The following is a 21,804-nucleotide window of genomic DNA, read 5'->3' as shown; positions in this document are numbered from 1 at the left end:
ATGGACTTCGTAACGCTCGCATTTTTCGCGTTTGCCGCCATTGCCGTCATGGCCGCGGTGGGGGTGATCAGCGTCCGCAACCCGGTGCATTCGGTGTTGTTCCTGGTGCTGACCTTCTTCTCGGTCGCCTGCACCTGGATCCTCATCGGGGCCGAGTTCCTCGGCGTTGCCCTGGTGCTGGTCTATGTCGGCGCCATCATGGTGCTGTTCCTGTTCGTGGTGATGATGCTGGACATCAATATCGCGCCACTGCGGGAAGGCTACGTGCGCTACTTGCCCGTCGGGCTGGTGGTGGCGGTGACCATGCTCATCCAGATCCTGACCGTGTTGGGGCTGCACGCCCGCAGCGTGCCGTTCCCGGCGCAGCCGGAAGGGGCCGAAGCCGGCAATACCGCCTGGGTGGCCTACACGCTGTTCACCGATTACCTGCTGCCGTTTGAAATCGCGGCGCTGATCCTGACCGTGGCGGTGATCGCCGCGGTGACCCTGACGCTGACCCGCCGGGAAGGCACCAAGCGCCAGAATCTGGGCGAGCAGTCGAGGGTGCAGGCCGCTGATCGCGTACGCCTGGTCAGCATGAAGGCGGGCCCGACCCGCGGCACGGGCGATGTGCCCGCGGATGGACAGGCTCCGGACGGGGAGGACAAGCGATGAGTTTCCTTGGCGAGGGCCTGGCCCTGGGCCACTACCTGGCGCTGGGTGCGGTGCTGTTCTGCATCAGCGTTGCCGGCATCTTCCTCAACCGGAAGAACGTGATCGTGCTGCTGATGTCGATCGAACTGATGCTGCTGTCGGTCAACATCAACTTCGTCGCGTTCTCCCGCGAGCTCGGGGAAGCATCCGGCCAGGTGTTCGTGTTTTTCATCTTGACGGTGGCGGCCGCCGAGGCGGCGATCGGCCTGGCAATCCTGGTCGCGCTGTTCCGCAACCGGCAGACCATCAACGTCGCCGACATCGATCTGCTGAAGGGGTAGGCGGGCAATGGAACTTTCAACAACCCACCTGCTGGTCATCGTCCTGGCACCGCTGCTGGGCGCGATCATCGCGGGCCTGTTCGGACGCCAGGTAGGCCGCGCCGGCGCGCATACCGTCACCATCCTGGGCGTGGCGATCAGCTGCGCGCTTTCGGGCTGGGTGCTCTGGCAGCTGGTGCAGGGCGCCGCGTCTTATAACCAGAACGTGTACACCTACTTCGAGGTGGGCAGTTTCTCCGCCCACGTCGGGTTCATGGTGGACCGCCTGACCGCAATGATGATGGTGGTGGTGACCTTCGTGTCGCTGCTGGTGCACGTCTACACCATCGGTTACATGAAGGATGACCCGGGCTACCAGCGGTTCTTCAGCTACATTTCGCTGTTCACCTTCTCCATGCTCATGCTGGTGATGAGCAACAACTTCCTGCAGCTGTTCTTCGGCTGGGAAGCGGTCGGCCTGGTGTCGTATCTGCTGATCGGCTTCTGGTTCAAGAAGCCTTCCGCGGTGTTCGCCAACATGAAGGCGTTCCTGGTCAACCGCGTGGGTGACTTCGGCTTCCTGCTCGGCATCGGCGCCGTGGTCTACATGTTCGGCACGCTCGATTACGCGACCGTGTTCGCCAATGCCGACGCCACGGTGGGCGGCGGCCAGATCCTCGAGTTCCTTCCGGGCGTCGAGTGGTCCGCGGCCACGGTGATCTGCGTGCTGCTGTTCATCGGCGCCATGGGCAAATCCGCGCAGGTGCCGCTGCACGTGTGGTTGCCGGACTCGATGGAAGGCCCGACCCCGATTTCGGCGCTGATCCACGCGGCTACCATGGTCACTGCGGGTATCTTCCTGGTTGCGCGCATGTCGCCGCTGTTCGAACTGAGCGATGCGGCGCTGGCGTTCGTGCTGTTCATTGGTGCAACGACGGCATTCTTCACCGGCCTGATCGGCATCGTGCAGAGCGACATCAAACGCGTGGTGGCTTACTCGACGTTGTCGCAGCTGGGGTACATGACCGTGGCGCTGGGCGTGTCGGCCTACTCGGCGGCGGTGTTCCACCTGATGACGCACGCGTTCTTCAAGGCGCTGCTGTTCCTGGGCGCGGGCTCGGTGATCATCGCCATGCACCATGAGCAGGACATGCGCCGCATGGGTGGCCTGCGCAAGTACATGCCGGTGACGTTCTGGACCATGGTGATCGGCACCCTGGCCCTGATCGGCACGCCGTTCTTCTCCGGCTTCTACTCCAAGGACACCATCATCGAAGCGGCCGGCCATGCTGCCGAGCGGATGGGTTGGGTAGGCACCTACGGATACTGGGCTGTGCTGGCGGGTGCGTTCATTACCAGCTTCTACAGTTTCCGCCTGCTGTACCTGACCTTCTTCGGCAAGGAGCGTTTCCGCGATGCGGCCCCGCACGCCGATGACGGGCACGATGAACACCATGGGCCGGTTGAGCCACGCGAGTCGCCTTGGGTGGTGACCCTGCCGCTGGTGCTGCTGGCCATCCCGTCCATCGCGATCGGTTTCTTCACCGCCGGGCCGATGCTGTTCGGCACCAACTGGGCGGGCACGATCGAGCAGGTGCCGTTCTTCACCGGCGCGATCGACCTGGCCGCGGCCCGCGATACGGTGGCCCTGCTGGGCGAGCAGCTCTGGCACGGCCCGGTGGCATTCGCGCTGCATGGGTTTGTCACCCCGGTGTTCTGGCTGACCGCGCTCGGCTTCGCATTGGCTACCGCGATGTACTGGTGGCGGCCGGAGCTGGCTGACCGCGCCAGGCAGGCCCTGCGCCTGCCGGTCAAGGTGCTTGAAAACAAGTACTGGGCTGACGATCTGTGGATCAAGGGCTTTGCCGGTGGCAGCCTTCAGCTGGGCAGGGTGTCCCGCTGGATCGACGAGAAAGTGATCGACGGTCTGATCGTGAATGGTGCGGTGCGCATTGTTGGCCTGGTGGCCTCGGTGTCGCGCCGCGCTCAGACCGGTCTCCTTTACCACTACGCATTCGTGATGATCATTGGCCTGGTGTTGCTCCTGGCCGTGCTTATCCGCCACTGGCGCTGACGGAAACAGATACGTGTCGAACTGGCCTCTTCTAAGTCTTCTGATCTGGCTCCCCATCCTGGGCGGCCTGTTTACTCTGGCGTGCGGCAACGCACGACCGGGCGCTGCCCGTTGGGTCGCACTCGGGTCGGCAGTGGTGATCTTCCTGATCAGCCTCCTGCTGCTGACCGGATTCGATTTCGCCGCTCCCGGGCTGCAATTCCTGGAACGCAGGGAGTGGATTCCCGCGTTCGACATCCAGTACCACCTGGGTGCCGACGGGATTTCGGCAGCGCTGATCGTGCTGACCACGCTGACCACGGCGCTGGTGCTCATTGGCGCCTGGACTTCGATCAACACCCGGGTCAGCCAGTACTTTGCTGCCATGCTGATCCTGGAAGGCATGATGATCGGCGTGTTTTCGGCCGTGGACGCGATGCTGTTTTACGTGTTCTTCGAGGCCATGCTGATCCCGATGTTCATCATCATCGGTGTCTGGGGCGGGCCGCGGCGCGTCTACGCCACGATCAAGTTCTTCCTGTACACGTTCCTGGGCTCGATCTTCATGCTGATCGGCCTGATCTACCTGTACCAGAAGGGCGGCAGCTGGCAGCTTCCCGACCTGTACGCGCTGCCGCTGACCGCAACCGAGCAGATGTGGCTGTTCTTCGCCTTCATGGCCGGCTTCGCGATCAAGATCCCGATGTTCCCCGTGCACACCTGGCTTCCGGACGCGCACGTGGAAGCGCCGACCGGCGGCTCGGTGATCCTGGCCGCGATCATGCTGAAGATCGGTGGCTACGGCTTCATCCGTTTCTCGCTGCCGATCGTGCCGGACGCCGGCCAGGAATGGGCATGGCTGATGATCCTGCTGTCGCTGATCGCAGTGGTCTATGTTGGCCTGGTCGCCCTGGTACAGGACGACATGAAGAAGCTGATCGCCTATTCCTCCGTGTCGCACATGGGCTTCGTGACCCTGGGTATCTTCCTGGCGTTCATCCTGGTGCGAAGCGGTGACGCCGACGCGGCCCGTTTGGGCCTGCAGGGCGCGATGGTGCAGATGATCAGCCACGGCTTCATTTCCGGCGCCATGTTCAGCTGCGTTGGCATCCTCTATGACCGAATGCATACCCGGCGGATCCGCGATTACGGCGGGGTAGCCACCGTGATGCCCTGGTTCGCCGCATTCTTCGTGCTGTTCAGCATGGCCAACTCCGGCCTGCCGGGCACGTCCGGTTTCGTCGGCGAGTTCATGGTGATCATGGCCTCGTTCCAGGCCAGCCCGCTGATCGCTTTTGCAGCCGCGCTGACCCTGATCATCGGCGCCTCGTACTCGCTGTGGCTGGTCAAGCGGATCTTCTACGGCGAGGTTTCAAACGCCCACGTGGCAGGACTGAAGGACATCAATGGCCGCGAGGCCCTGGTGCTGGGCGTCTTTGCCGCTGGCGTGCTGGGGATCGGCGTCTGGCCGATGCCACTGACCAACCTGATGGAGCCATCCATCGCGCAACTGGCGGAACTGTTGACCGCCACCAAGCTTTGAGGATGATGTCGCGATGACGTTCGTAGCCCCAGTCCGCACCTTCGCCGAATTCGCACCGCTGCTCCCCGAGCTGACGGTGGTCGCCGGCGCGTTCGGACTGCTGATGCTGGATCTTTTCCTCGACGAGCGCCGTCGCGTGATTACCCACGCGCTGTCCGTCGCCACCCTGCTTATTGCCGCGGCTTTCATTGCCACGGGGGTAGGCGGGCAGGGCGAGGTGATGGATGGCCTGTTCATACGTGACACCGCCTCGGACGCGCTCAAGTTCGTCACCCTGCTGATTTCCGCGCTGGCACTGGTGTACCTGTGGCCATTCATGCGCGAGCGGGGGTTGTACCGCGGTGAGATCTCGATCCTGGTGCTGTTTGCCGTGATCGGCATGATGCTGCTGGTTTCGGCCGGCAACCTGACCATGATCTACCTGGGCCTTGAGCTGCTGGCGCTGTGCTCGTACGCACTGGTTGCGGTGGATCGCAACAGCAAGCTGGCGACCGAAGCGGGCATGAAGTACTTCGTGCTGGGCTCGCTTTCCTCCGGGTTGCTGCTCTACGGCCTGTCGCTGATCTACGGCGCAACCGGCACGCTGTATCTGGACGCGATCAACGCTGCCGCTGCGACGGTGACCGGTGAAGACCGCACCCTGCTGCTGGCGGGTCTGGTGTTCTCGGTGGTCGGTGTGGCCTTCAAGTTCGGTGCGGCACCGTTCCACATGTGGCTTCCGGATACCTACCACGGCGCTTCCACACCGATCACGTTGTTTATCGGTTCGGCGCCCAAGCTGGCCGCGTTCGGTCTGGCCTGGCGCCTGTTCGAGCAGGGCCTGGGCCCGATGTCGGACAACTGGCAGCTGCTCCTGGCACTGCTCGCCGCGCTGTCGCTGGCGATCGGTAACCTGGTCGCCATCGCGCAGACCAACCTGAAGCGGATGCTGGCCTATTCAACCGTTTCGCACGTGGGCTTCCTGTTCCTTGGAATTGCCGGCGGCGGGCCCGAAGGTTTCGCTGCAGCGATGTTCTACGCCATTGTCTACGCGATCATGTCGGCAGCGGCGTTCGGGGCCATCGTGATGCTGTCGAACAAGGGCTTCGAGGCGGACGAGATCGAGGACTACAAGGGTCTGAACGCGCGCAGCCCATGGATGGCCGCCCTGGTGCTGGTGATCATGGTGTCGCTGGCCGGCGTACCTCCGCTGCTGGGCTTCTGGGCCAAGCTGGCGGTGCTGCAAGCTGCACTGGCAGGCGACTTCATGTGGCTGGCGATCGTCGGTGTGGTGTTCGCTGTGATCGGCGCGTTCTACTACCTGCGGGTGGTCAAGGTCATGTACTTTGATGAGCCGGCAGGGGAGCCGCTGGCACAGAGGCAGGGTGGTACACTACGTACCGTATTTGCGATCAATGCGCTCGCACTGCTGGGCCTGGGCCTGTTCTGGAGCCCGCTGATGGCCCTGTGCCAACAGGCGTTCGCGGGCTGACGGAAGTGGGGTCTGATGTTTGGGTCCTACTGGCCCTAAAGGCTTGCAATAAAAGTTAAACGCCTTCATAATAGTTCTTCTGTTGCGGGGTGGAGCAGTCTGGCAGCTCGTCGGGCTCATAACCCGAAGGTCGCAGGTTCAAATCCTGCCCCCGCTACCAGCTTTTCGCGATTGGTGGATAGCTTCCTCAAAGGAGTTATCCGGTTTGATCCAAACGCGGATGGGTTGAGTCACAGCGCACCTGCTCGTGCTGTGATACCGAAATCCTGTGGTATCGGACAAGGGGCCCGCCGGGCCCTTTGTCTTTTCCGGCATTCGAACAACACCCGGAGGACTGGCCTTTGGCCGACAAGGCAAGCACGATCACACAGCTGCTGGCGCCCACAGTGGAGGCGCTGGGGCTTGAGCTGCTGGGCATTGAATATCTGCCTACGCCGGGTGGCTCGCTGGTGCGTCTATATATCGACAAGCCGGGCGCTGAGGCCGGTGCGGAGATGGAAGGGCAGGGCGTGACCGTGGATGACTGCGAGGCGGTCAGCCGTGAAGTATCGGCGCAGCTGGACGTTGAAGATCCGATCACCGGCAATTACACGCTGGAGGTCTCTTCTCCCGGCGTGGATCGGCCGCTGTTCACCCCTGCCCACTTCGAGCGTTTCCTGGGCGAAGCGGTGAAGGTCACCCTGAAGCTTCCCCATGAGGGGCGCCGCAGGTTGCAGGGGAAGGTCGTGGCTGCGGATGAGCAGACCGTACAGCTTGAGGTTGACGGTCAACCGTTCGAAGTCGCATTTGGAAACATCGAGCGGGCACGGTTGGTGCCCGACTGGGCGGCGCTGGGACTGGCCGTACCTGAAAACAACAGGCCCGGGCGCGGCAGGCGTCCCGGAAAGCGCAAACACTGAATCCCGAGATAGTCAGAGGCGTAACAGAATGAGCAAGGAACTGTTGATGGTCATCGACGCCGTCGCCAGCGAGAAAGGCGTACCGGAATCGGTGATCCTGGAGGCGATCGAAGCTGCGCTGGCCACTGCCGCCAAGAAGCGCTTCCCCGAGCAGGATGTCCTGACCCGGGTGTCGGTCGATCCCAAGGATGGCAGCTACGAGACGTTCCGCCGCTGGGAAGTGGTTGCAGACGATGAAGTGATGGAGTCGCCCGATCGCCAGCTCAGGCTGATGGACGCGCTCGACGAGGCCGAAGGCGTCGAAGTGGGCGATTACATCGAAGAGCAGGTCGAGAACGCCGAGTTCGGTCGCATCGCCGCCCAGGCTGCCAAGCAGGTGATCGTGCAGCGCGTCCGCGAAGCGGAGCGTGCGCAGGTTGTGGACGCGTGGAAGGATCGGGTTGGCGAGCTGGTGACCGGCGTGGTCAAGCGCGTCGAGCGCGGCAATGTGTTCGTGGACCTGGGTGGCAACGCCGAGGCCTTCATTCCCAAGGACAAGGCGATCCCGCGTGACGTGGTTCGCGCCGGCGACCGCATCCGCGGCTATCTCTACGACGTGCGCAGCGAGCCGCGCGGCCCGCAGCTGTTCATCAGCCGCGCCGCGCCCGAGTTCATGATCGAGCTGTTCAAGCTGGAAGTGCCGGAAGTCGGCCAGGGCCTGGTCGAGATCAAGGCCTGCGCCCGCGACCCTGGTGACCGTGCCAAGATCGCCGTGATCGCCTATGACAATCGCACCGACCCGATCGGCGCGTGCATCGGCATGCGCGGCTCGCGCGTCCAGGCGGTGTCCAATGAGCTCAACGGTGAGCGCGTGGACATCGTGCTGTGGTCGGACAACCCGCCGCAGTTCGTGATCAACGCCATGGCCCCGGCGGAAGTGCAGTCCATTGTCGTTGACGAGGACAAGCACTCCATGGACCTGGCGGTGGCTGAGGAGCTGTTGGCCAAGGCGATCGGCAAGGGCGGCCAGAACGTGCGCCTGGCCAGCCGCCTGACCGGCTGGCAGCTCAACGTGATGACCCAGGACCAGGTGGTCGCCAAGTCCGAAGCCGAGCAGACCGTTGCCCGTGAGCTGTTCCAGGAAAAGCTGGAAGTGGACGAGGAAATCGCCGGAATCCTGGTGGCCGAAGGTTTCGGCACGGTGGAGGAAATCGCCTACGTGCCGGTCGGGGAGCTGCTGGCGATCGAGGGCTTCGACGAGGATATCGTCGAGGAACTGCGCGCCCGCGCCCGCGAGTCGCTGCTCAACGATGCCCTGGCTTTTGAGGCCGAGTTGAGCGAGAACGGACCCTCCGAAGAGCTTCTGGCGCTGGAGGGCATGGAAGAGGCGGTTGCCTACGGACTGGCCTCGCACGGCGTGCGTACCGTGGAAGACCTGTCGGAGCTGGGCACCGATGAATTGCTCGACTTCGGCGTCGAGGGCCTGGACGAGGAGCGCGCAGGTGCGCTGATCCTTTCCGCCCGCGCCGACGAAATCGCTCGATTGGAGGCTGAAGGCTGATCAGCCGACCGCCCGTGGCAACCGGGATTGCACCGGACCCGCCCCAAGGGCGGGAACCGGAAGATTCTCCCGGCAACCGTTAGAATTGAACCATCCCGCGGTGGCAGAACGCCGTCGCCCTGGACACGGAATCCGAATGTCGCAACAAACCACCATCCGAAAGCTGGCCGCCCTGGTGAATACACCGGTCGAGAAACTGCTGGAACAGCTGGCCGAGGCCGGCATGGAGTTCAGCGATCCCGACCAGGTCGTGACCAGCACCGAGAAGGTGAAGCTGCTCGGCTTTCTCCGGCGCACCCAAGGCGCCGGTGCGCAGAGCAGCAGTACTGCTGCCGCGCCGAAAAAAATCACGCTCAACCGCAGCCGCAAGCAGGAACTGACCGTGGGCGGCGGGCGTAACCGCCAGACCGTCGACGTGGTCGTGCGCAAGAAGGTCACCCTGGTCAAGCCTACCGAGCAGCAGACTGCCGCCGCAGCCGCGGCCGTGGCGGCCGCTGGCGGGGATGACGAGCGTGCGGAGATCCTTCGCAAGCTCGAGGAATCCAGGCAGCAGAACCTTCAGGAACAGCAGCGTCTGGCCGAAGAGGACCAGCGCCGGGTTGAAGATGCCGAGCGCAAGCGCCAGGAAGAGGCCGCCGAGGTCGAACGCGTGCGCAAGGAGGCTGAAGAAGCCGCGGCTCCGCCGCCTGCCGAAGAGGAGGCGCCTGTCCGCAAGCCTGTGCACGGCAAGCCTGCGCCTGCACGTGAGGATCGGGCCAGCCAGCGGCCCCCGCGTGCTGCGCACACCAAGGGTCGCGGTGGCGAGAAGGAAGGGGGCGCAGCCCGCTTTGCCGGCCAGATGCACCTGAGCGCGGACGATCGCGCCCGTCGCTCGACCGCCCGCAAGGGCCGTCCGCGCCGTCAGGTTGGCCAGGCCCGCTCAGGTGCCGGGCCACACGGATTCGAAAGGCCCACAGCGCCGGTCGTGCGTGAAGTGGAAGTGGGCGATGCCATCACTGTCGCGGAATTGGCGCAACAGCTGGCCATGAAGGGCGGCGATGTGGTCAAGACCCTGTTCAAGATGGGTGTGATGGCCACCATCAACCAGTCCATCGACCATGACACCGCGGTGCTGGTCACCGAGGAACTGGGCCACGTGGCTGTGCGCGCCGGTCTTGATGACGCCGAGAGCGAACTGCTTGCCCACGTGGGTGAAGTTCACGGCGACGCGGTAGCGCGTCCGCCGGTGGTCACCATCATGGGCCACGTTGATCACGGCAAGACGTCGCTGCTCGATCACATTCGCAGCACGCGCATCGCCACCGGCGAGGCCGGCGGGATCACCCAGCACATCGGCGCTTACCACGTGGAAACCGACAAGGGCGTGGTCAGCTTCCTGGACACCCCGGGTCACGCGGCGTTCTCGTCGATGCGCGCCCGTGGTGCCAAGCTGACCGATATCGTGGTGATCGTGGTCGCCGCCGACGATGGCGTGATGCCGCAAACGGTCGAAGCCATCCAGCACGCGCGTGCTGCCGAGGTGCCGCTGATCATCGCGATCAACAAGATCGACAAGTCCACCGCGGATCCCAGCCGGATCAAGAACGAGCTGTTGGAACACGAGGTGGTCTCCGAAGAGTTCGGTGGCGATATCCAGATGGTGGAGATCTCCGCCAAGACCGGGCTGGGCATCGACGATCTGCTGGACGCAATCCTGCTGCAGGCCGAACTGCTGGAGCTGACCGCGGTTGGCGAAGGCCGGGCCGTTGGTACAGTGATCGAATCCTCGCTCGACAAGGGGCGTGGCCCGGTGGCCACCGTCCTGGTGCAGCAGGGCCAGCTTGGCGTTGGCGACTTCCTGGTCTGCGGTGTTCATTTCGGCCGGGTCCGTGCCCTGTTCGACGAGACCGGGCAGAACGTGGAAAATGCCGGCCCGTCGATTCCAGTCCAGTTGCTTGGCCTGTCCGGCGTGCCCGATGCGGGTGACGACTTCGCGGTGGTCGAGGATGAGCGCCTGGCGCGTGAAGTGGCCCAGGAGCGCGAACAGCGCCAGCGCGAAAGCCGTCTGGTGCAGACCGCCGGCAGCCGCATGGAAGACATCATGGCGCAGATGGGCCAGGCGGAGCAGCTGCAGCTGAACCTGGTCATCAAGGCCGATGTGCAGGGTTCGGTGGAGGCGCTGAAGCAGGCGCTGACGGCGCTGTCCAACGAGCACATCCGGATCAACATCATTGTTTCCGGCGTGGGTGGCATCAACGAGTCCGATGCCAACGCCGCGGCCACCGCCAAGGCGACCATCATCGGCTTCAACGTGCGTGCCGACGCGTCCGCGCGCAAGGTGATCGAAACCAGCAACCTCGACCTGCGCTACTTCTCGATCATCTACGACGTGATCGACCAGGTGAAGCAGGTGGCCTCGGGCATCCTGGGCGTGGAGATCCGCGAAGAGATCATCGGCACAGCCGAGGTTCGCGAGGTTTTCCGCAGCTCCAGGTTCGGCGCCGTGGCGGGCTCCATGGTCGTGGAAGGCGTGGTCCGGCGGAACAAGCCGATCCGCGTGCTGCGCGACGACACCGTCATCTTCGAAGGCGAGCTGGAATCGCTGCGCCGGTTCAAGGAAGACGTGGACGAAGTGCGCGAGAACACAGAGTGCGGTATCGGCGTGAAGGCCTACAACGATGTGCAGCCGGGCGACAAGATCGAGTGCTTCGAGCGCATCGAGGTACAGCGGACGCTGTAACCGCTGTAGTCATCCATATGAAGTCATTCAATCGCACCGATCGCATCTCCGCCCAGCTCCGCCGTGAGCTGGGCACCCTGGTGCGCGCGGCGGTGGACGAACATCGTCTGCCGTCGGTCAGCGTGTCGGACGTGGAGGTCACCCGCGACCTGGCCCATGCCAAGGTGTTCGTGACCGCTCTGCAGGCCGAACGCTCCGAGGAGGCCATCAAGGGCTTGCGTGGGCTGGCTGGCGAGATCCGCTACCGCCTGGCACGCCAGGTCAAGCTCCGGCACGTGCCGGAGCTGCACTTTCACTACGACGACTCGGTCGATCGTGGCGAAAGGATCAACGAGCTGTTGCGCGAAGTGCGTCCGGCGGACGATCAGCCGGACGAATAGCGGCGGGCGTCAGTCGCCCGGCGTGGCTGCCGGCTGGCGATCGCGCCAATAATTGTTCGCCTCGGCAATGATCCGGAACTCGGCGGTCACCATGGCAGCCGCCTGCATCAGCATTTCCGGATCCTCTTCGTATTTCTCCCGGACCCGCCGCTTGGCGTCGTCATCGCGCTGGATCGAGCCGATGGTCTTGCGCACCAGGGTGATCGCCAGCTGGCGGCCCTGTAATGGGGTTTCCGTGATCAGGCTGGGCACGTAGTCTTCCTGCGCCGTGGCCTGCATGGACGGAGTGTCGCCGGCGACAGCGGAGCCCGGCTGGGCAGCCGCGCAGCCCAGCAGGACGGCAGCCAGTGCGTACGTTTTCATCATCGGAACCTCCCAGCGTCGAGGGCCCCCAGTATGGCTCTGTCGGACGCGCAATGGTCCTGATCCAGGTCAAGGGCTGAACGCCTACAATCCACACATGTCACGACCCCCACGAATCAAATTCCGGAAGCTCGACGGCATCCTGCTGCTCGACAAGCCGCAGGGCCCCAGTTCCAACCAGGCCCTGCAGCGTGCACGGCGCCTGTTTCAGGCTGAGAAGGGCGGCCATACGGGCAGTCTGGACCCACTGGCCACAGGCTTGCTGCCACTGTGCTTCGGCGAGGCCACCAAGCTCGCCGGCGGCCTGCTCGGCGCCCACAAGGCGTATGACACCGTCGCCCGGCTGGGGGTGGTGACCGACACCGACGATGCGATGGGACAGCCGCTGCGCGAGCGTCCGGTGCCGGACCTGTCCGTGGCCACCATTGAATCCGCGCTCGCGGCGCTGACGGGGCGACTGCAGCAGCGCCCGCCGATCTATTCCGCGCTCAAGCGCGGCGGTGAACCGCTGTACGCCAAGGCGCGGCGGGGCGAAGTAGTGGAGGTGGAGCCCCGCGAAGTGGAGGTTGTCTCCTTCCAGCTGCTCCCTGGCAGTGAGCTGTTCAGCGGCGACGGGCCATTGCTGCGGCTGCGGGTCGAGTGCGGCTCAGGCACCTATGTACGCAGCCTGGCGCGCGACCTTGGCGAAGCCCTTGGATGCGGGGCCCATGTGGCCGAGCTGCGCAGGCTGTGGGTCGAGCCCTTCACGCGGCCCAGGATGTGGACAATGGAAGAGCTGGAGCAGCTCGCCGAGGGTGGCCTTGGGCAGCTGGAAGCCTGCCTGCTGCCGGTCGAGGCAGGGATGGCGGGATGGCCGCGGGTTGCCGTGGATGCCGCTCAGGCGCGGCGGCTGGCATTCGGTCAGGCGGTGGAAGGCGACTTTGGACCCTGCGCGGAGGTGGCAATGTTCAATCCGGACGGGCGGGCACTGGGCCTGGGAACCGTGGATGAAGGCGGCGGACTGCGCCCGCGCAGGCTGTTTTCCTGGGCCGGCCCGCAAGCCGGCGATAGGGCCTGATCCTTGTTGTCAGGCCGCATAGCGGCTACAATTTCACAGCTTTTTCAAGCAAATCCACCGTCCGCCCGGGCGGTGGCACTTCAGCAAGCGGCGGGCCTTGTGGTGCGTCGTCGATTCCCCGAAAGGGTTTATCCGACTCCGTTCCTGCGGGCCGCGCGTCAAGAGGCAAAACCATGTCAATCGACAACAGCAAGATCATCGCCGAGCACCAGCGTGGCGAAAACGATACCGGTTCTCCCGAGGTCCAGGTGGCCCTGCTCAGTGCACGCATCGCGCACCTGACGGAGCACTTCAAGACCCACAAGAAAGATCACCACAGCCGGCGCGGCCTGCTGCAGATGGTCAACCGCAGGCGCCGTCTGCTCGACTATCTGCACGGCAAGGATGCCAAGCGCTACCGCGAGCTGATCGAGAAGCTCGGCCTGCGTCGCTGATCCAGTTTTACCGCCGCGGCGCAGAGATGCGCCGCGGCTTGTTTTTTTGCACCAACTTTCCGCGCCGCTGCAAGTCGCGGCCACCCGTACCGGGCAGGGGTCCGTTGCGGTTCATCGCAAGAGTTTCAAGGGAATTCCAACGTGTCGAAAGTTACCAAGAGCTTCCAGTACGGTAGTCGTACGGTCACCATCGAGACCGGCGAGGTCGCCCGGCAGGCTGGCGGCGCAGTCATGATCTCCTGCGAGGGCACGACGCTGCTGGTCAGCGCGGTCGCCAACAAGACCGCACGCGAAGGACAGGACTTCTTCCCGCTCACCGTCGACTACCAGGAGAAGTTCTACGCCGGTGGCCGCATTCCCGGTGGTTTCTTCAAGCGTGAGGGTCGCCAGACCGAGAAGGAAACGCTGACCTCGCGCCTGATCGACCGCCCGATCCGCCCGCTATTCCCTGATGGCTTCCGCAACGAAGTGCAGATCATCGCCACCGTGATGTCGATGAACCCCGAGGTGGACGGAGACATCCTGGCCCTGATCGGCGCCTCGGCCGCGCTGTCGCTGTCGGGCGCGCCCTTTGACGGCCCGATCGGTGCCGCAAAGGTCGGCTACAAGGACGGCGAGTACCTGCTCAACCCGACCGTGTCGGAGCTGCTGGATTCGGACCTGGAACTCATCGTTGCCGGTACCGCCAACGCGGTGCTGATGGTTGAGTCCGAGGCGAAGGAACTGTCGGAAGACGTGATGCTGGGTGCGGTGATGTTCGGCCACCAGCAGATGCAGGTCGCCATCGACACCATCAACGAGCTGGTTGCCGAAGCCGGCAAGCCGAAGTGGACCTGGAGCGCGCCCGCCGCCGACGAAGGCATTGTCAGTGCGCTGACCAACGCGATCGGCGATCGACTCGCCGGTGCCTTCCAGGTGAGCGACAAGCTCGAGCGCAAGGACGCCATCTCGCAGCTGAAGAAGTCGATCCTGGAGGCGCTGGCTCCGGAAGCAGAAGCCAAGGCCTGGAACACGGGCGAGCTTTCCAAGGAGTTCAGCGAGCAGGAATACCAGACCATGCGCAAGTCGGTGCTGTCGACCAAGGTGCGCATCGACGGTCGCGCGCCCGACACCGTGCGTCCGATCGCTTCCAAGGTCGGCATCCTGCCGCGCGTGCACGGCTCCTCGCTGTTCACCCGTGGCGAGACCCAGGCGATCGTCGCGGTCACGCTGGGCACCGCCCGCGATGGCCAGATCATCGACGCCGTGGGCGGCGAGTACAAGGAACACTTCCTGTTCCACTACAACTTCCCCCCCTACTCGGTGGGTGAAGCCGGCCGCATGATGGGTCCGAAGCGTCGCGAGATCGGCCACGGCCGCCTTGCCAAGCGCGGCGTGCTCGCCGTGATGCCGACGATGGAAGAGTTCCCTTACACCATCCGCGTGGTGGCGGAGATCACCGAATCCAACGGTTCGTCCTCGATGGCGTCGGTCTGTGGCGCCTCGCTGGCGATGATGGACGCGGGCGTGCCGATCAAGGCACCGGTGGCCGGTATCGCCATGGGCCTGGTGAAGGAAGGCGACGACTACGTTGTGCTGTCCGACATCCTCGGTGACGAAGATCACCTGGGCGACATGGACTTCAAGGTTGCCGGTACCAGCAATGGCATCTCGGCGCTGCAGATGGACATCAAGATCCAGGGCATCACCGAAGACATCATGAAGGCCGCGCTGGCCCAGGCGAAGCAGGGCCGCCTGCACATCCTGAACGAAATGGAAGCTGCGCTGACCGCTCCGCGCTCGGAGCTGAGCGAGTTCGCGCCGCGCCTGATCACCATCAAGATCCACCCCGACAAGATCCGTGAGGTCATCGGCAAGGGCGGTTCGGTCATCCAGGCGATCACCAAGGAAACCGGCACCCAGATCGACATCCAGGACGACGGCACGATCACCATCGCATCGGTCGATGCCGCCGCCGGCAAGGCCGCCAAGGACCGCATCGAGCAGATCACCTCGGACGTCGAGCCGGGCCGGATCTACGAGGGCAAGGTGGTCAAGCTGATGGACTTCGGTGCGTTCGTGACCATCTCCCCCGGCAAGGACGGCCTGGTGCACGTGTCGCAGATCTCCAACGAACGCGTCGAGAAGGTCAGCGACGTGCTCAAGGAAGGCGACGTGGTCAAGGTCAAGGTGCTGGAAGTCGACAAGCAGGGCCGCATCCGTCTGTCGATGAAGGCAGTGGAAGACGGCGAGGGCGTGACGGAGTAATCCGCGCGTTCCAGGTTGTTGAAAAAGGCGGGCTTCGGCCCGCCTTTTTTGTGGGCGTCTTTCGGAAATGTCCGCTACCCAGCCCGTCGGGCGTCTATAGGGGTTGGCCACCGATTCCAGCATTTCCTGCAGGAAAGGTGCCAGGTGACGTTCGCGCGGATGTCGAGACATCCGCCCCCGATGGACCGAAGGAGATATCCCAGCATGCGTTTTGCCCTTGTTTGCCACACCAGCAACACCCCACCCCCCGTCCTCCGCAATTTCCGCCGCACCCCGGTTGCACTGGCCCTGTTGCTGATGCTGGGCGCACCGATGGCGGCGATGGCGGCCGATCCGATCTGCCTCAATCCTGACGGTACGCCGAACCCTGGCGCCGGCACTGACCAGGGCGCGGAAAACCCTGGCCACGACAACTCCACCTGCTCTCCGGGAGCCAGTGCATTTGGCCAAGGGAATAACGTCACGGGTGGCGCCAGCAGCGCGTTCGGTTTCAAGAACACGGTCCATGCCGGCGGCAGCAGTGCGTTTGGCGCCGACAACACGATCACCGCAGCCCGCAGCAACGCGTTCGGCAGGTTCAACGAAGCCAACGGTGAGGACAGCAATGCATTTGGCTCCCAAAACACTTCCTCGGGGTTTGGCAGCAACGCCTTTGGTAGGGGCAACACCAGCATCGGCCGCTTTAGCAATGCACTCGGCAGCTTCAACCAGGCCGCTGGCACATCCAGCAGCGCATTCGGCCATTTCAGCTTTGCGAATGGTGACGACAGCAGCGCGTTTGGCAATACGAACACCGCCACTGGCCACAGGTCCACTGCCGTGGGCTATCGAAGTGTCGCCAGCGGCCCCGACAGCGTTGCGGTAGGCGGCTGGCTGGATGCCAATAACGACGGCGTCAGGGATACCGACGAAGTCACCCTTGCCAGCGGCACCAACGCCAGCGCATTTGGCAGTGGCTCGCAGGCCACGGGTGATTACAGCACGGCAGTAGGCGTTTCCAATCTCGCCAGCGGCGCCGGAAGCAGTGCCGTTGGAGCCGATAACTTGGCCAGCGGATCGCTCAGCAGTGCGGTGGGCAACAGCAACCAGGCCGTCGGCGACAGCAGCAGTGCGTTTGGCTATTTGAATACAGCCACCGGCGATGCCAGCGCCGCGGTCGGTGCAGCCAACCTCGCCGAGGGAGATTACTCCGTCGCGTTCGGTATTTCCTCTCAGGCACTCGGCGAGCGCAGTACGGCGGCGGGTCTTGCCAGCCTGGCCAGCGGCGATCTCAGCGCCGCGTCCGGCATATTCAACCGTGCTGAGGGCGATCACTCCGTCGCGTTCGGTTCAGCAGTTCTTGCCAGCGGGACCGGCAGCCTGGCCATGGGCAGCTGGTACGACCGCAATGGCGACCTCAGCATCGATGCCAACGAAAGGACAGTCGCCGCTGGTGAGTATTCCGCCGCGTTCGGCATCAACGCGCAGGCGCTGGGCGATAGCAGCACGGCAGTAGGCTTTAACAACCTCGCGAGCGGCGCCAACGCCAGCGCATTTGGCAGTGACTCGCAGGCCACGGGCGATTCTAGTGCCGCGTTTGGTGCAGCCTCTCTTGCCAGCGGCGTGGCGAGCATTGCTGTTGGCTATCAAAACGAGGCCAGCAATGAGATGAGCAGCGCGCTCGGCATCTTCAACATCGCCAGCGGCGGCGTAAGCAGTGCTGTTGGAGTCGAGAACTTGGCCAGCGGACTGCGCAGCAGTGCGGTGGGCGACAACAATCAAGCCAGTGACCGGAGCAGCTCGGCGTTTGGCAACAGCAACCAGGCCGTCGGCGACGGCAGCAGTGCGTTTGGCTATATGAATACAGCCACCGGCGTTGTTAGCGCCGCGGTCGGTGTAGCCAACCAGGCCGTCGGCGACGGCAGCAGTGCGTTTGGCTATATGAATACAGCCACCGGCGATGCCAGCGCCGCGGTCGGTGTATCCAACCTCACCGAGGGTGATTTCTCCGTCGCGTTCGGTAGTGCCTCTCAGGCACTCGGCGAGCGCAGTACGGCGGTGGGTCTTCACAACCTGGCCAGCGGGGACGAGTCCAGTGCGTTCGGATTCGACAACGTGGCCACGGGCAGGTATAGCGCTGCGTTCGGATACGGAAATACGAGCTCCGGCATAGTCAGCTCCTCTATTGGCACTCTCAACAGGGCCATTGGCGCGCAAAGCGCTGCGCTCGGTGTCGGCAACTGGGCCGATGGCGACTCCAGCGCGGCGATCGGGGTCGGATCATTGGCCGAGGGGACCGGCAGCGTTGCGGTAGGAGGCTGGTACGACCGCAATGGCGATGGTGTGGTGGATGCGGACGAGGGCGCTCGCGCCGAAGGCGACCAAGCGGCTGCTTTTGGCAGCGGTGCACAGGCTGCCGGCGACCGCAGCAGTGCGATCGGTGCCGGTGCCGTGGCCGAATTCGCCGACAGCGTGGCGCTGGGGGCTGATTCGGTGGCCGATCGCGCCAACGCAGTGTCGGTGGGCAGCACCGGCGCGGAGCGGCAGATCGTCAACGTGGCCGATGCCACACAGGCAACCGACGCGGTTAATCTGAGGCAGTTGCAGGCGGTCGTTGGCGGAGGAGTCACCGAAGCGCAGGTGCAAACCATTGCCGATGCGGGTGATGCACAGACCCTGGCCGATGCTCAGGCCTATACCGACGCCCAGGTGATCGCAGCGGGCAGCATCACCGAAACCCAGGTGCAGGAAATTGCCGATGCGGGTGATGCGCAAACCCTGGTGGATGCCAGTGCGTATGCTGATGCCGGCGATGCGCAAACGCTTGCCGACGCCAAGGCGCATGCGGATACCGGTGCAGCCCAGGTCCTGACAGACGCCAATGCCTATACCGACACCGGAACGGCACAGTCGCTCGCCGATGCGAAGGCTTATATCGATGCCCAGGTGATTTCGGCTGGCAGCATCACCGAGACGCAGGTGCAGGCCATTGCCGACACTGGTGATGCGCAGACGCTGGCAGAATCCAAGGCCTACACCGACACTGGAACGGCGCAGACGCTGGCAGAGTCCAAAGCCTACACCGACACCGGTACGGCACAGACCTTGGCAGAGGCCAAGGCCCACGCCAACAGCGGCGATACGGCGACGCTGAACTCTGCCAACCGCTATACCGACCAGCAGGTTGCGGCGTTCAGCCAGGGACTGGATCAGGTCCGAGGCGAAATGGACCAGCGGTTCCACCGGGTGGATCGCCGGATCGACCGGCTCGGCGCCACCACCGCGGCCTACGCTGGCTTGGCGGCCAACACGGCCGGCCTGGGCGGCCAACACGGCCGGCCTGGGCGGCATGAACAACATCGGCGTAGGCGTGGGATCGCAGGGCGGTGAGCAGGCGCTGGCGATCGGTTACCGTCGCGCCATCGGCAACCGCGCCAGCGTGTCGCTGGGCGGTGCCCTTGCCGGCAGCGAGAAGAGTGTATCCGCGGGTGCCGGCTTCAGCTGGTAAGTACGTGCCGATGATCGGAAAAAGAGAAAGGCGGGCCAAAGCCCGCCTTTCTTGTATTTGGTGATCATTCGCTGATGGGCGCAACGATGCGTCCCTGGACGCGGCACCGGCCTGGTCAACGGACCCGGAAGCGCCTCGTCCGCGCATTCGCAGCGTAGCTGCGCAGATAGCTGCGCGCCGTGCGGCGGCGTTCGGAAGGACGGTTGGTGGGCTGGGTGGAAGTGGAAGTGGAAGCAGCGTTGGCGTGAAGGGGGGTAAGAAATAACTGCATCAGTTTTTATAGACTCCTTTTGTAAGTGATTGAATTTAAGGGTTTAATTGTACCTGAATAGGCGAATTATTGCCACTGGTGGGAGGTGCCGGCGTTCAGGTGACTGCCGACTGCGGCAACCGGGTGGGGCTGGAGCGCCGGCGGTATACTCCCGCCACCCCGTCACCCTTCTTTGGAGAAGCCATGAAGCCGTCCCCTGCCTGTGCATCGTCAATCCTCGCGTTGGGACTGGCACTGTCGTTCTCCGCATGTGCGGGCCCGGCCCCCATGCAGGACCCGGCCAGGTTGGCAGGGTCGGAGCAGGGTGCGCAGGAGCGGGTACTGGAGGCCGAGGTCGCCTGGGAAGGCCAGGTAACGGCGCTGGACGCCGACGAGCGGCTGGTCTCCGTACGCGACGCCGATGGCACGGAGCGCACGCTCAGGATCGAAGAACAGGTCCAGCGCCTGGAGCAGATGCAGGTGGGCGACCGGGTGCAGGTGTACTACCGTCGGGGACTGGTATTCGATATGCAGCCCGCCGGAAGCGCGGAGCCGGGCGCGTATATCTGGGAGGACGAGCAGCATCCGGACCCGGTCAGGCCCGGGGTCGTCGACCGCGAAGTGGTGGTAGTGCTTTCACCGCTGGTGGCGATCGATACCGACGCCAATACCCTGTCGGTGCAGTCCCCCAACGGCAGCATCCACGTGCTGGAAGTTGAAGAGCCGCGCCATCGCGAGGCGCTGCCGCGACTGCAGGTTGGCGATCTGCTGCGGATCCAGTTCCGTCGTGTGCTGGCCGTGCGGGTGCTGCCGGAAAGCTGATCCGGCGTACCGGCGAAACGCTCAGACCCAGCCGGTCAGGTAATACAGCCCGATCATCACGAACACCACCGAGGTGCCGATGACGGTGATGGCGAAGATGTCGCCGTAGGACTGCCGGTGGGTGAGGCCGGTGACGGCCAGCAGGGTGATCACCGCGCCGTTGTGGGGCAGGGTGTCCATGCCGCCGGAAGCCATGGCGGCAATCCGGTGGAGCACGTCCATTGGAATGCCCGCCGCTTCCGCGTTGGCAATGAAGCTGTCGGCCATCGCTGCAAGCGCAATGCTCATGCCACCGGAAGCCGAGCCGGTGATGCCGGCCAGAGCGGTGACCGTCACCGCTTCATTGATCAGCGGATCGGGAATGGCGTTGAGGGTGTTGGCGACCAGCATGAAGCCGGGCAGCGCCGCGATCACCGCGCCAAAGCCGTACTCGGACGCGGTGTTCATCGAGGCCAGCAGGGCGCCGCCGATCGCCGCCCGGGTGCCCTCGGCGAACTTCGTGGTCACCGGCCGCCAGGCCAGGAACAGTACCGCCAGGATGCCCACCAGCAGCGCGCCCTGCACCGCCCAGATCGCAGCTACGCGCGAAACCTCCTGCACGATGGGCTCCGCATTGCCCATGGAAGAAGGATTGAAGCTGTGGCTGCCGCCGTACAGGTGCGGGATCAGATCGGTGAACAGCTTGTTCGACACCCCCACCAGCACCAGTGGCAGCAGCGCCACCAGCGGATGGGCCAGCCGGTCACCGACGAACGCTTCGGGTTCGTTGAGCAGATTTTCGCCGTAGCCTTCCCCGGCCGCCGCGGCCCTGCGCCGGCGCCACTCCAGGTAGGTGATGCCCCCGGCCAGGATCAGCACCGATCCGATCGTGCCCAGCACCGGCGCCGCCCAGGAGTCGGTGCCGAAGAAGGCCGTGGGAATGATGTTCTGGATCTGCGGCGTGCCCGGCAGCGCCATCATGGTGAAGGTGAAAGCACCCAGCGCGATCGTGCCGGGAATCAGGCGCTTGGGAATGGCCGCCTGGCGGAACAGCTCGGCCGCGAAGGGATATACCGCGAACACCACCACAAACAGTGACACCCCGCCGTAGGTGAGCAGGGCGCAGACGGTCACGATCGACAGCATCGCCCGCTGCGGTCCGAACAGGCGGATGACGGCGGCCACGATGGACTTGGAAAAGCCCGAGATCTCGATCAGCTTGCCGAACACCGCACCCAGCAGGAACACCGGAAAATACAGCTTCAGGAAGCCGACCATCCGGTCCATGAACAGGCCGGTGAACATGGGCGCGACCAGCTCCGGGTCGGTCAGCAGCACGGCGCCCATCGCTGCAACGGGTGCAAACAGGATCACGCTGTGGCCGCGGTAGGCCACAAACATCAGGAAGCTCAGCGCGCCGAGCACGATCAGCAGGGACATGGATCTCTTCCGGTGCGGAAATGGCGATGGCCAGTGTCACCGTGAGCCGCTTGCGCTCCCATTGTCCGAAGGTACAAGTGCCGCCTTGCGGGCGCGCCCATAGTCTTGTCAGCGTGGCCGAGGGGCCTGGGCGCGTCCCGTCGGGACGCCATATCTGCAGATTCGTG

General features: G+C 64.3%; 17 protein-coding genes and 1 tRNA gene. 16 read left to right on the top strand and 2 right to left on the bottom strand.

Features of this window, described 5'->3' with window-relative positions; all coding sequences use genetic code 11:
* The 10 genes from ACW7G2_RS02530 (at window position 1) to rbfA (ending at window position 11,558) form a co-directional block, all read left to right on the top strand.
* Window positions 1–654 (top strand): NADH-quinone oxidoreductase subunit J, encoded by a 654-nt coding sequence (locus tag ACW7G2_RS02530; RefSeq protein ID WP_456972400.1) that lies wholly within the window; start codon window positions 1–3, stop codon window positions 652–654.
* Entirely contained in the window at window positions 651–974 is a 324-nt protein-coding gene (nuoK, locus tag ACW7G2_RS02525) for an NADH-quinone oxidoreductase subunit NuoK (protein ID WP_343256860.1), read from the top strand. The genes ACW7G2_RS02530 and nuoK overlap by 4 nt, the downstream gene beginning before the upstream one ends.
* Before the next feature lie 7 nt (window positions 975–981).
* Window positions 982–3,027, top strand: coding sequence for an NADH-quinone oxidoreductase subunit L (gene nuoL, locus ACW7G2_RS02520; protein ID WP_456972398.1), 2,046 nt, complete (start codon window positions 982–984; stop codon window positions 3,025–3,027).
* 13 nt (window positions 3,028–3,040) lie between these two features.
* Window positions 3,041–4,549, top strand: a complete 1,509-nt coding sequence (locus tag ACW7G2_RS02515) for an NADH-quinone oxidoreductase subunit M (RefSeq protein WP_456972396.1) — start codon at window positions 3,041–3,043, stop codon at window positions 4,547–4,549.
* A 13-nt stretch (window positions 4,550–4,562) separates the two neighbouring features.
* Window positions 4,563–6,020 (top strand): NADH-quinone oxidoreductase subunit NuoN, encoded by a 1,458-nt coding sequence (nuoN, locus tag ACW7G2_RS02510; RefSeq protein ID WP_456972394.1) that lies wholly within the window; start codon window positions 4,563–4,565, stop codon window positions 6,018–6,020.
* Between the two features lie 83 nt (window positions 6,021–6,103).
* Window positions 6,104–6,180: transfer RNA gene (locus tag ACW7G2_RS02505), tRNA-Met, on the top strand.
* Window positions 6,181–6,361: 181 nt separating this feature from the next.
* Window positions 6,362–6,919, top strand: coding sequence for a ribosome maturation factor RimP (rimP, locus tag ACW7G2_RS02500; RefSeq protein ID WP_456972392.1), 558 nt, complete (start codon window positions 6,362–6,364; stop codon window positions 6,917–6,919).
* Between the two features lie 28 nt (window positions 6,920–6,947).
* Window positions 6,948–8,459 carry a transcription termination factor NusA gene (nusA, locus tag ACW7G2_RS02495; protein ID WP_456972390.1) on the top strand — a complete coding sequence of 504 codons (1,512 nt, stop codon included), beginning with the start codon at window positions 6,948–6,950 and terminating at the stop codon, window positions 8,457–8,459.
* Between the two features lie 136 nt (window positions 8,460–8,595).
* Window positions 8,596–11,178, top strand: coding sequence for a translation initiation factor IF-2 (gene infB / locus ACW7G2_RS02490; RefSeq protein ID WP_456972388.1), 2,583 nt, complete (start codon window positions 8,596–8,598; stop codon window positions 11,176–11,178).
* A gap of 11 nt (window positions 11,179–11,189) precedes the next feature.
* On the top strand, window positions 11,190–11,558 hold the full coding sequence (gene rbfA, locus ACW7G2_RS02485; protein WP_456972824.1) for a 30S ribosome-binding factor RbfA: 369 nt from the start codon (window positions 11,190–11,192) through the stop codon (window positions 11,556–11,558).
* 9 nt (window positions 11,559–11,567) lie between these two features.
* Here rbfA and ACW7G2_RS02480 read toward each other — a convergent pair whose 3' ends face one another.
* On the bottom strand, window positions 11,568–11,921 hold the full coding sequence (locus ACW7G2_RS02480) for a hexameric tyrosine-coordinated heme protein (protein WP_456972386.1): 354 nt from the start codon (window positions 11,919–11,921) through the stop codon (window positions 11,568–11,570).
* Window positions 11,922–12,018: 97 nt separating this feature from the next.
* On the opposite strand from ACW7G2_RS02480, the gene truB reads away from it, so the two are divergent.
* The 6 genes from truB (at window position 12,019) to ACW7G2_RS02450 (ending at window position 20,218) form a co-directional block, all read left to right on the top strand.
* Entirely contained in the window at window positions 12,019–12,978 is a 960-nt protein-coding gene (gene truB / locus ACW7G2_RS02475) for a tRNA pseudouridine(55) synthase TruB (RefSeq protein ID WP_456972384.1), read from the top strand.
* 173 nt (window positions 12,979–13,151) lie between these two features.
* Window positions 13,152–13,412: a 30S ribosomal protein S15 gene (gene rpsO, locus ACW7G2_RS02470; protein WP_456972382.1), complete on the top strand. Its 261-nt coding sequence runs from the start codon at window positions 13,152–13,154 to the stop codon at window positions 13,410–13,412.
* Between the two features lie 141 nt (window positions 13,413–13,553).
* Window positions 13,554–15,659 (top strand): polyribonucleotide nucleotidyltransferase, encoded by a 2,106-nt coding sequence (pnp, locus tag ACW7G2_RS02465; protein WP_456972381.1) that lies wholly within the window; start codon window positions 13,554–13,556, stop codon window positions 15,657–15,659.
* A gap of 18 nt (window positions 15,660–15,677) precedes the next feature.
* On the top strand, window positions 15,678–19,028 hold the full coding sequence (locus ACW7G2_RS02460; protein ID WP_456972379.1) for a hypothetical protein: 3,351 nt from the start codon (window positions 15,678–15,680) through the stop codon (window positions 19,026–19,028).
* On the top strand, window positions 18,988–19,146 hold the full coding sequence (locus ACW7G2_RS02455; protein ID WP_456972377.1) for a YadA-like family protein: 159 nt from the start codon (window positions 18,988–18,990) through the stop codon (window positions 19,144–19,146). Before ACW7G2_RS02460 ends, ACW7G2_RS02455 begins: the two co-directional genes overlap by 41 nt.
* A 454-nt stretch (window positions 19,147–19,600) precedes the next feature.
* Window positions 19,601–20,218 (top strand): hypothetical protein, encoded by a 618-nt coding sequence (locus ACW7G2_RS02450; RefSeq protein ID WP_456972375.1) that lies wholly within the window; start codon window positions 19,601–19,603, stop codon window positions 20,216–20,218.
* A gap of 21 nt (window positions 20,219–20,239) precedes the next feature.
* On the opposite strand, the gene ACW7G2_RS02445 is transcribed toward ACW7G2_RS02450, so the two are convergent.
* On the bottom strand, window positions 20,240–21,637 hold the full coding sequence (locus tag ACW7G2_RS02445; protein WP_456972373.1) for a GntP family permease: 1,398 nt from the start codon (window positions 21,635–21,637) through the stop codon (window positions 20,240–20,242).
* Between the last annotated feature and the right edge of the window lie 167 nt (window positions 21,638–21,804).

The sequence above is a fragment of the Luteimonas sp. A277 genome (assembly GCF_054052045.1).
This window is presented reverse-complemented; position numbering and strand designations above follow the sequence as displayed.

Coding starts and splice junctions, on each gene's coding strand:
- ACW7G2_RS02530 (WP_456972400.1), top strand. CDS start 1: ATGGACTTCGTAACGCTCGCATTTTTCGCGTTTGCCGCCATTGCCGTC.
- nuoL (WP_456972398.1), top strand. CDS start 982: ATGGAACTTTCAACAACCCACCTGCTGGTCATCGTCCTGGCACCGCTG.
- nuoN (WP_456972394.1), top strand. CDS start 4,563: ATGACGTTCGTAGCCCCAGTCCGCACCTTCGCCGAATTCGCACCGCTG.
- ACW7G2_RS02480 (WP_456972386.1), bottom strand. CDS start 11,921: ATGAAAACGTACGCACTGGCTGCCGTCCTGCTGGGCTGCGCGGCTGCC.
- truB (WP_456972384.1), top strand. CDS start 12,019: ATGTCACGACCCCCACGAATCAAATTCCGGAAGCTCGACGGCATCCTG.
- ACW7G2_RS02455 (WP_456972377.1), top strand. CDS start 18,988: ATGAACAACATCGGCGTAGGCGTGGGATCGCAGGGCGGTGAGCAGGCG.
- rpsO (WP_456972382.1), top strand. CDS start 13,152: ATGTCAATCGACAACAGCAAGATCATCGCCGAGCACCAGCGTGGCGAA.
- nuoK (WP_343256860.1), top strand. CDS start 651: ATGAGTTTCCTTGGCGAGGGCCTGGCCCTGGGCCACTACCTGGCGCTG.
- ACW7G2_RS02445 (WP_456972373.1), bottom strand. CDS start 21,637: ATGTCCCTGCTGATCGTGCTCGGCGCGCTGAGCTTCCTGATGTTTGTG.
- nusA (WP_456972390.1), top strand. CDS start 6,948: ATGAGCAAGGAACTGTTGATGGTCATCGACGCCGTCGCCAGCGAGAAA.
- infB (WP_456972388.1), top strand. CDS start 8,596: ATGTCGCAACAAACCACCATCCGAAAGCTGGCCGCCCTGGTGAATACA.
- ACW7G2_RS02450 (WP_456972375.1), top strand. CDS start 19,601: ATGAAGCCGTCCCCTGCCTGTGCATCGTCAATCCTCGCGTTGGGACTG.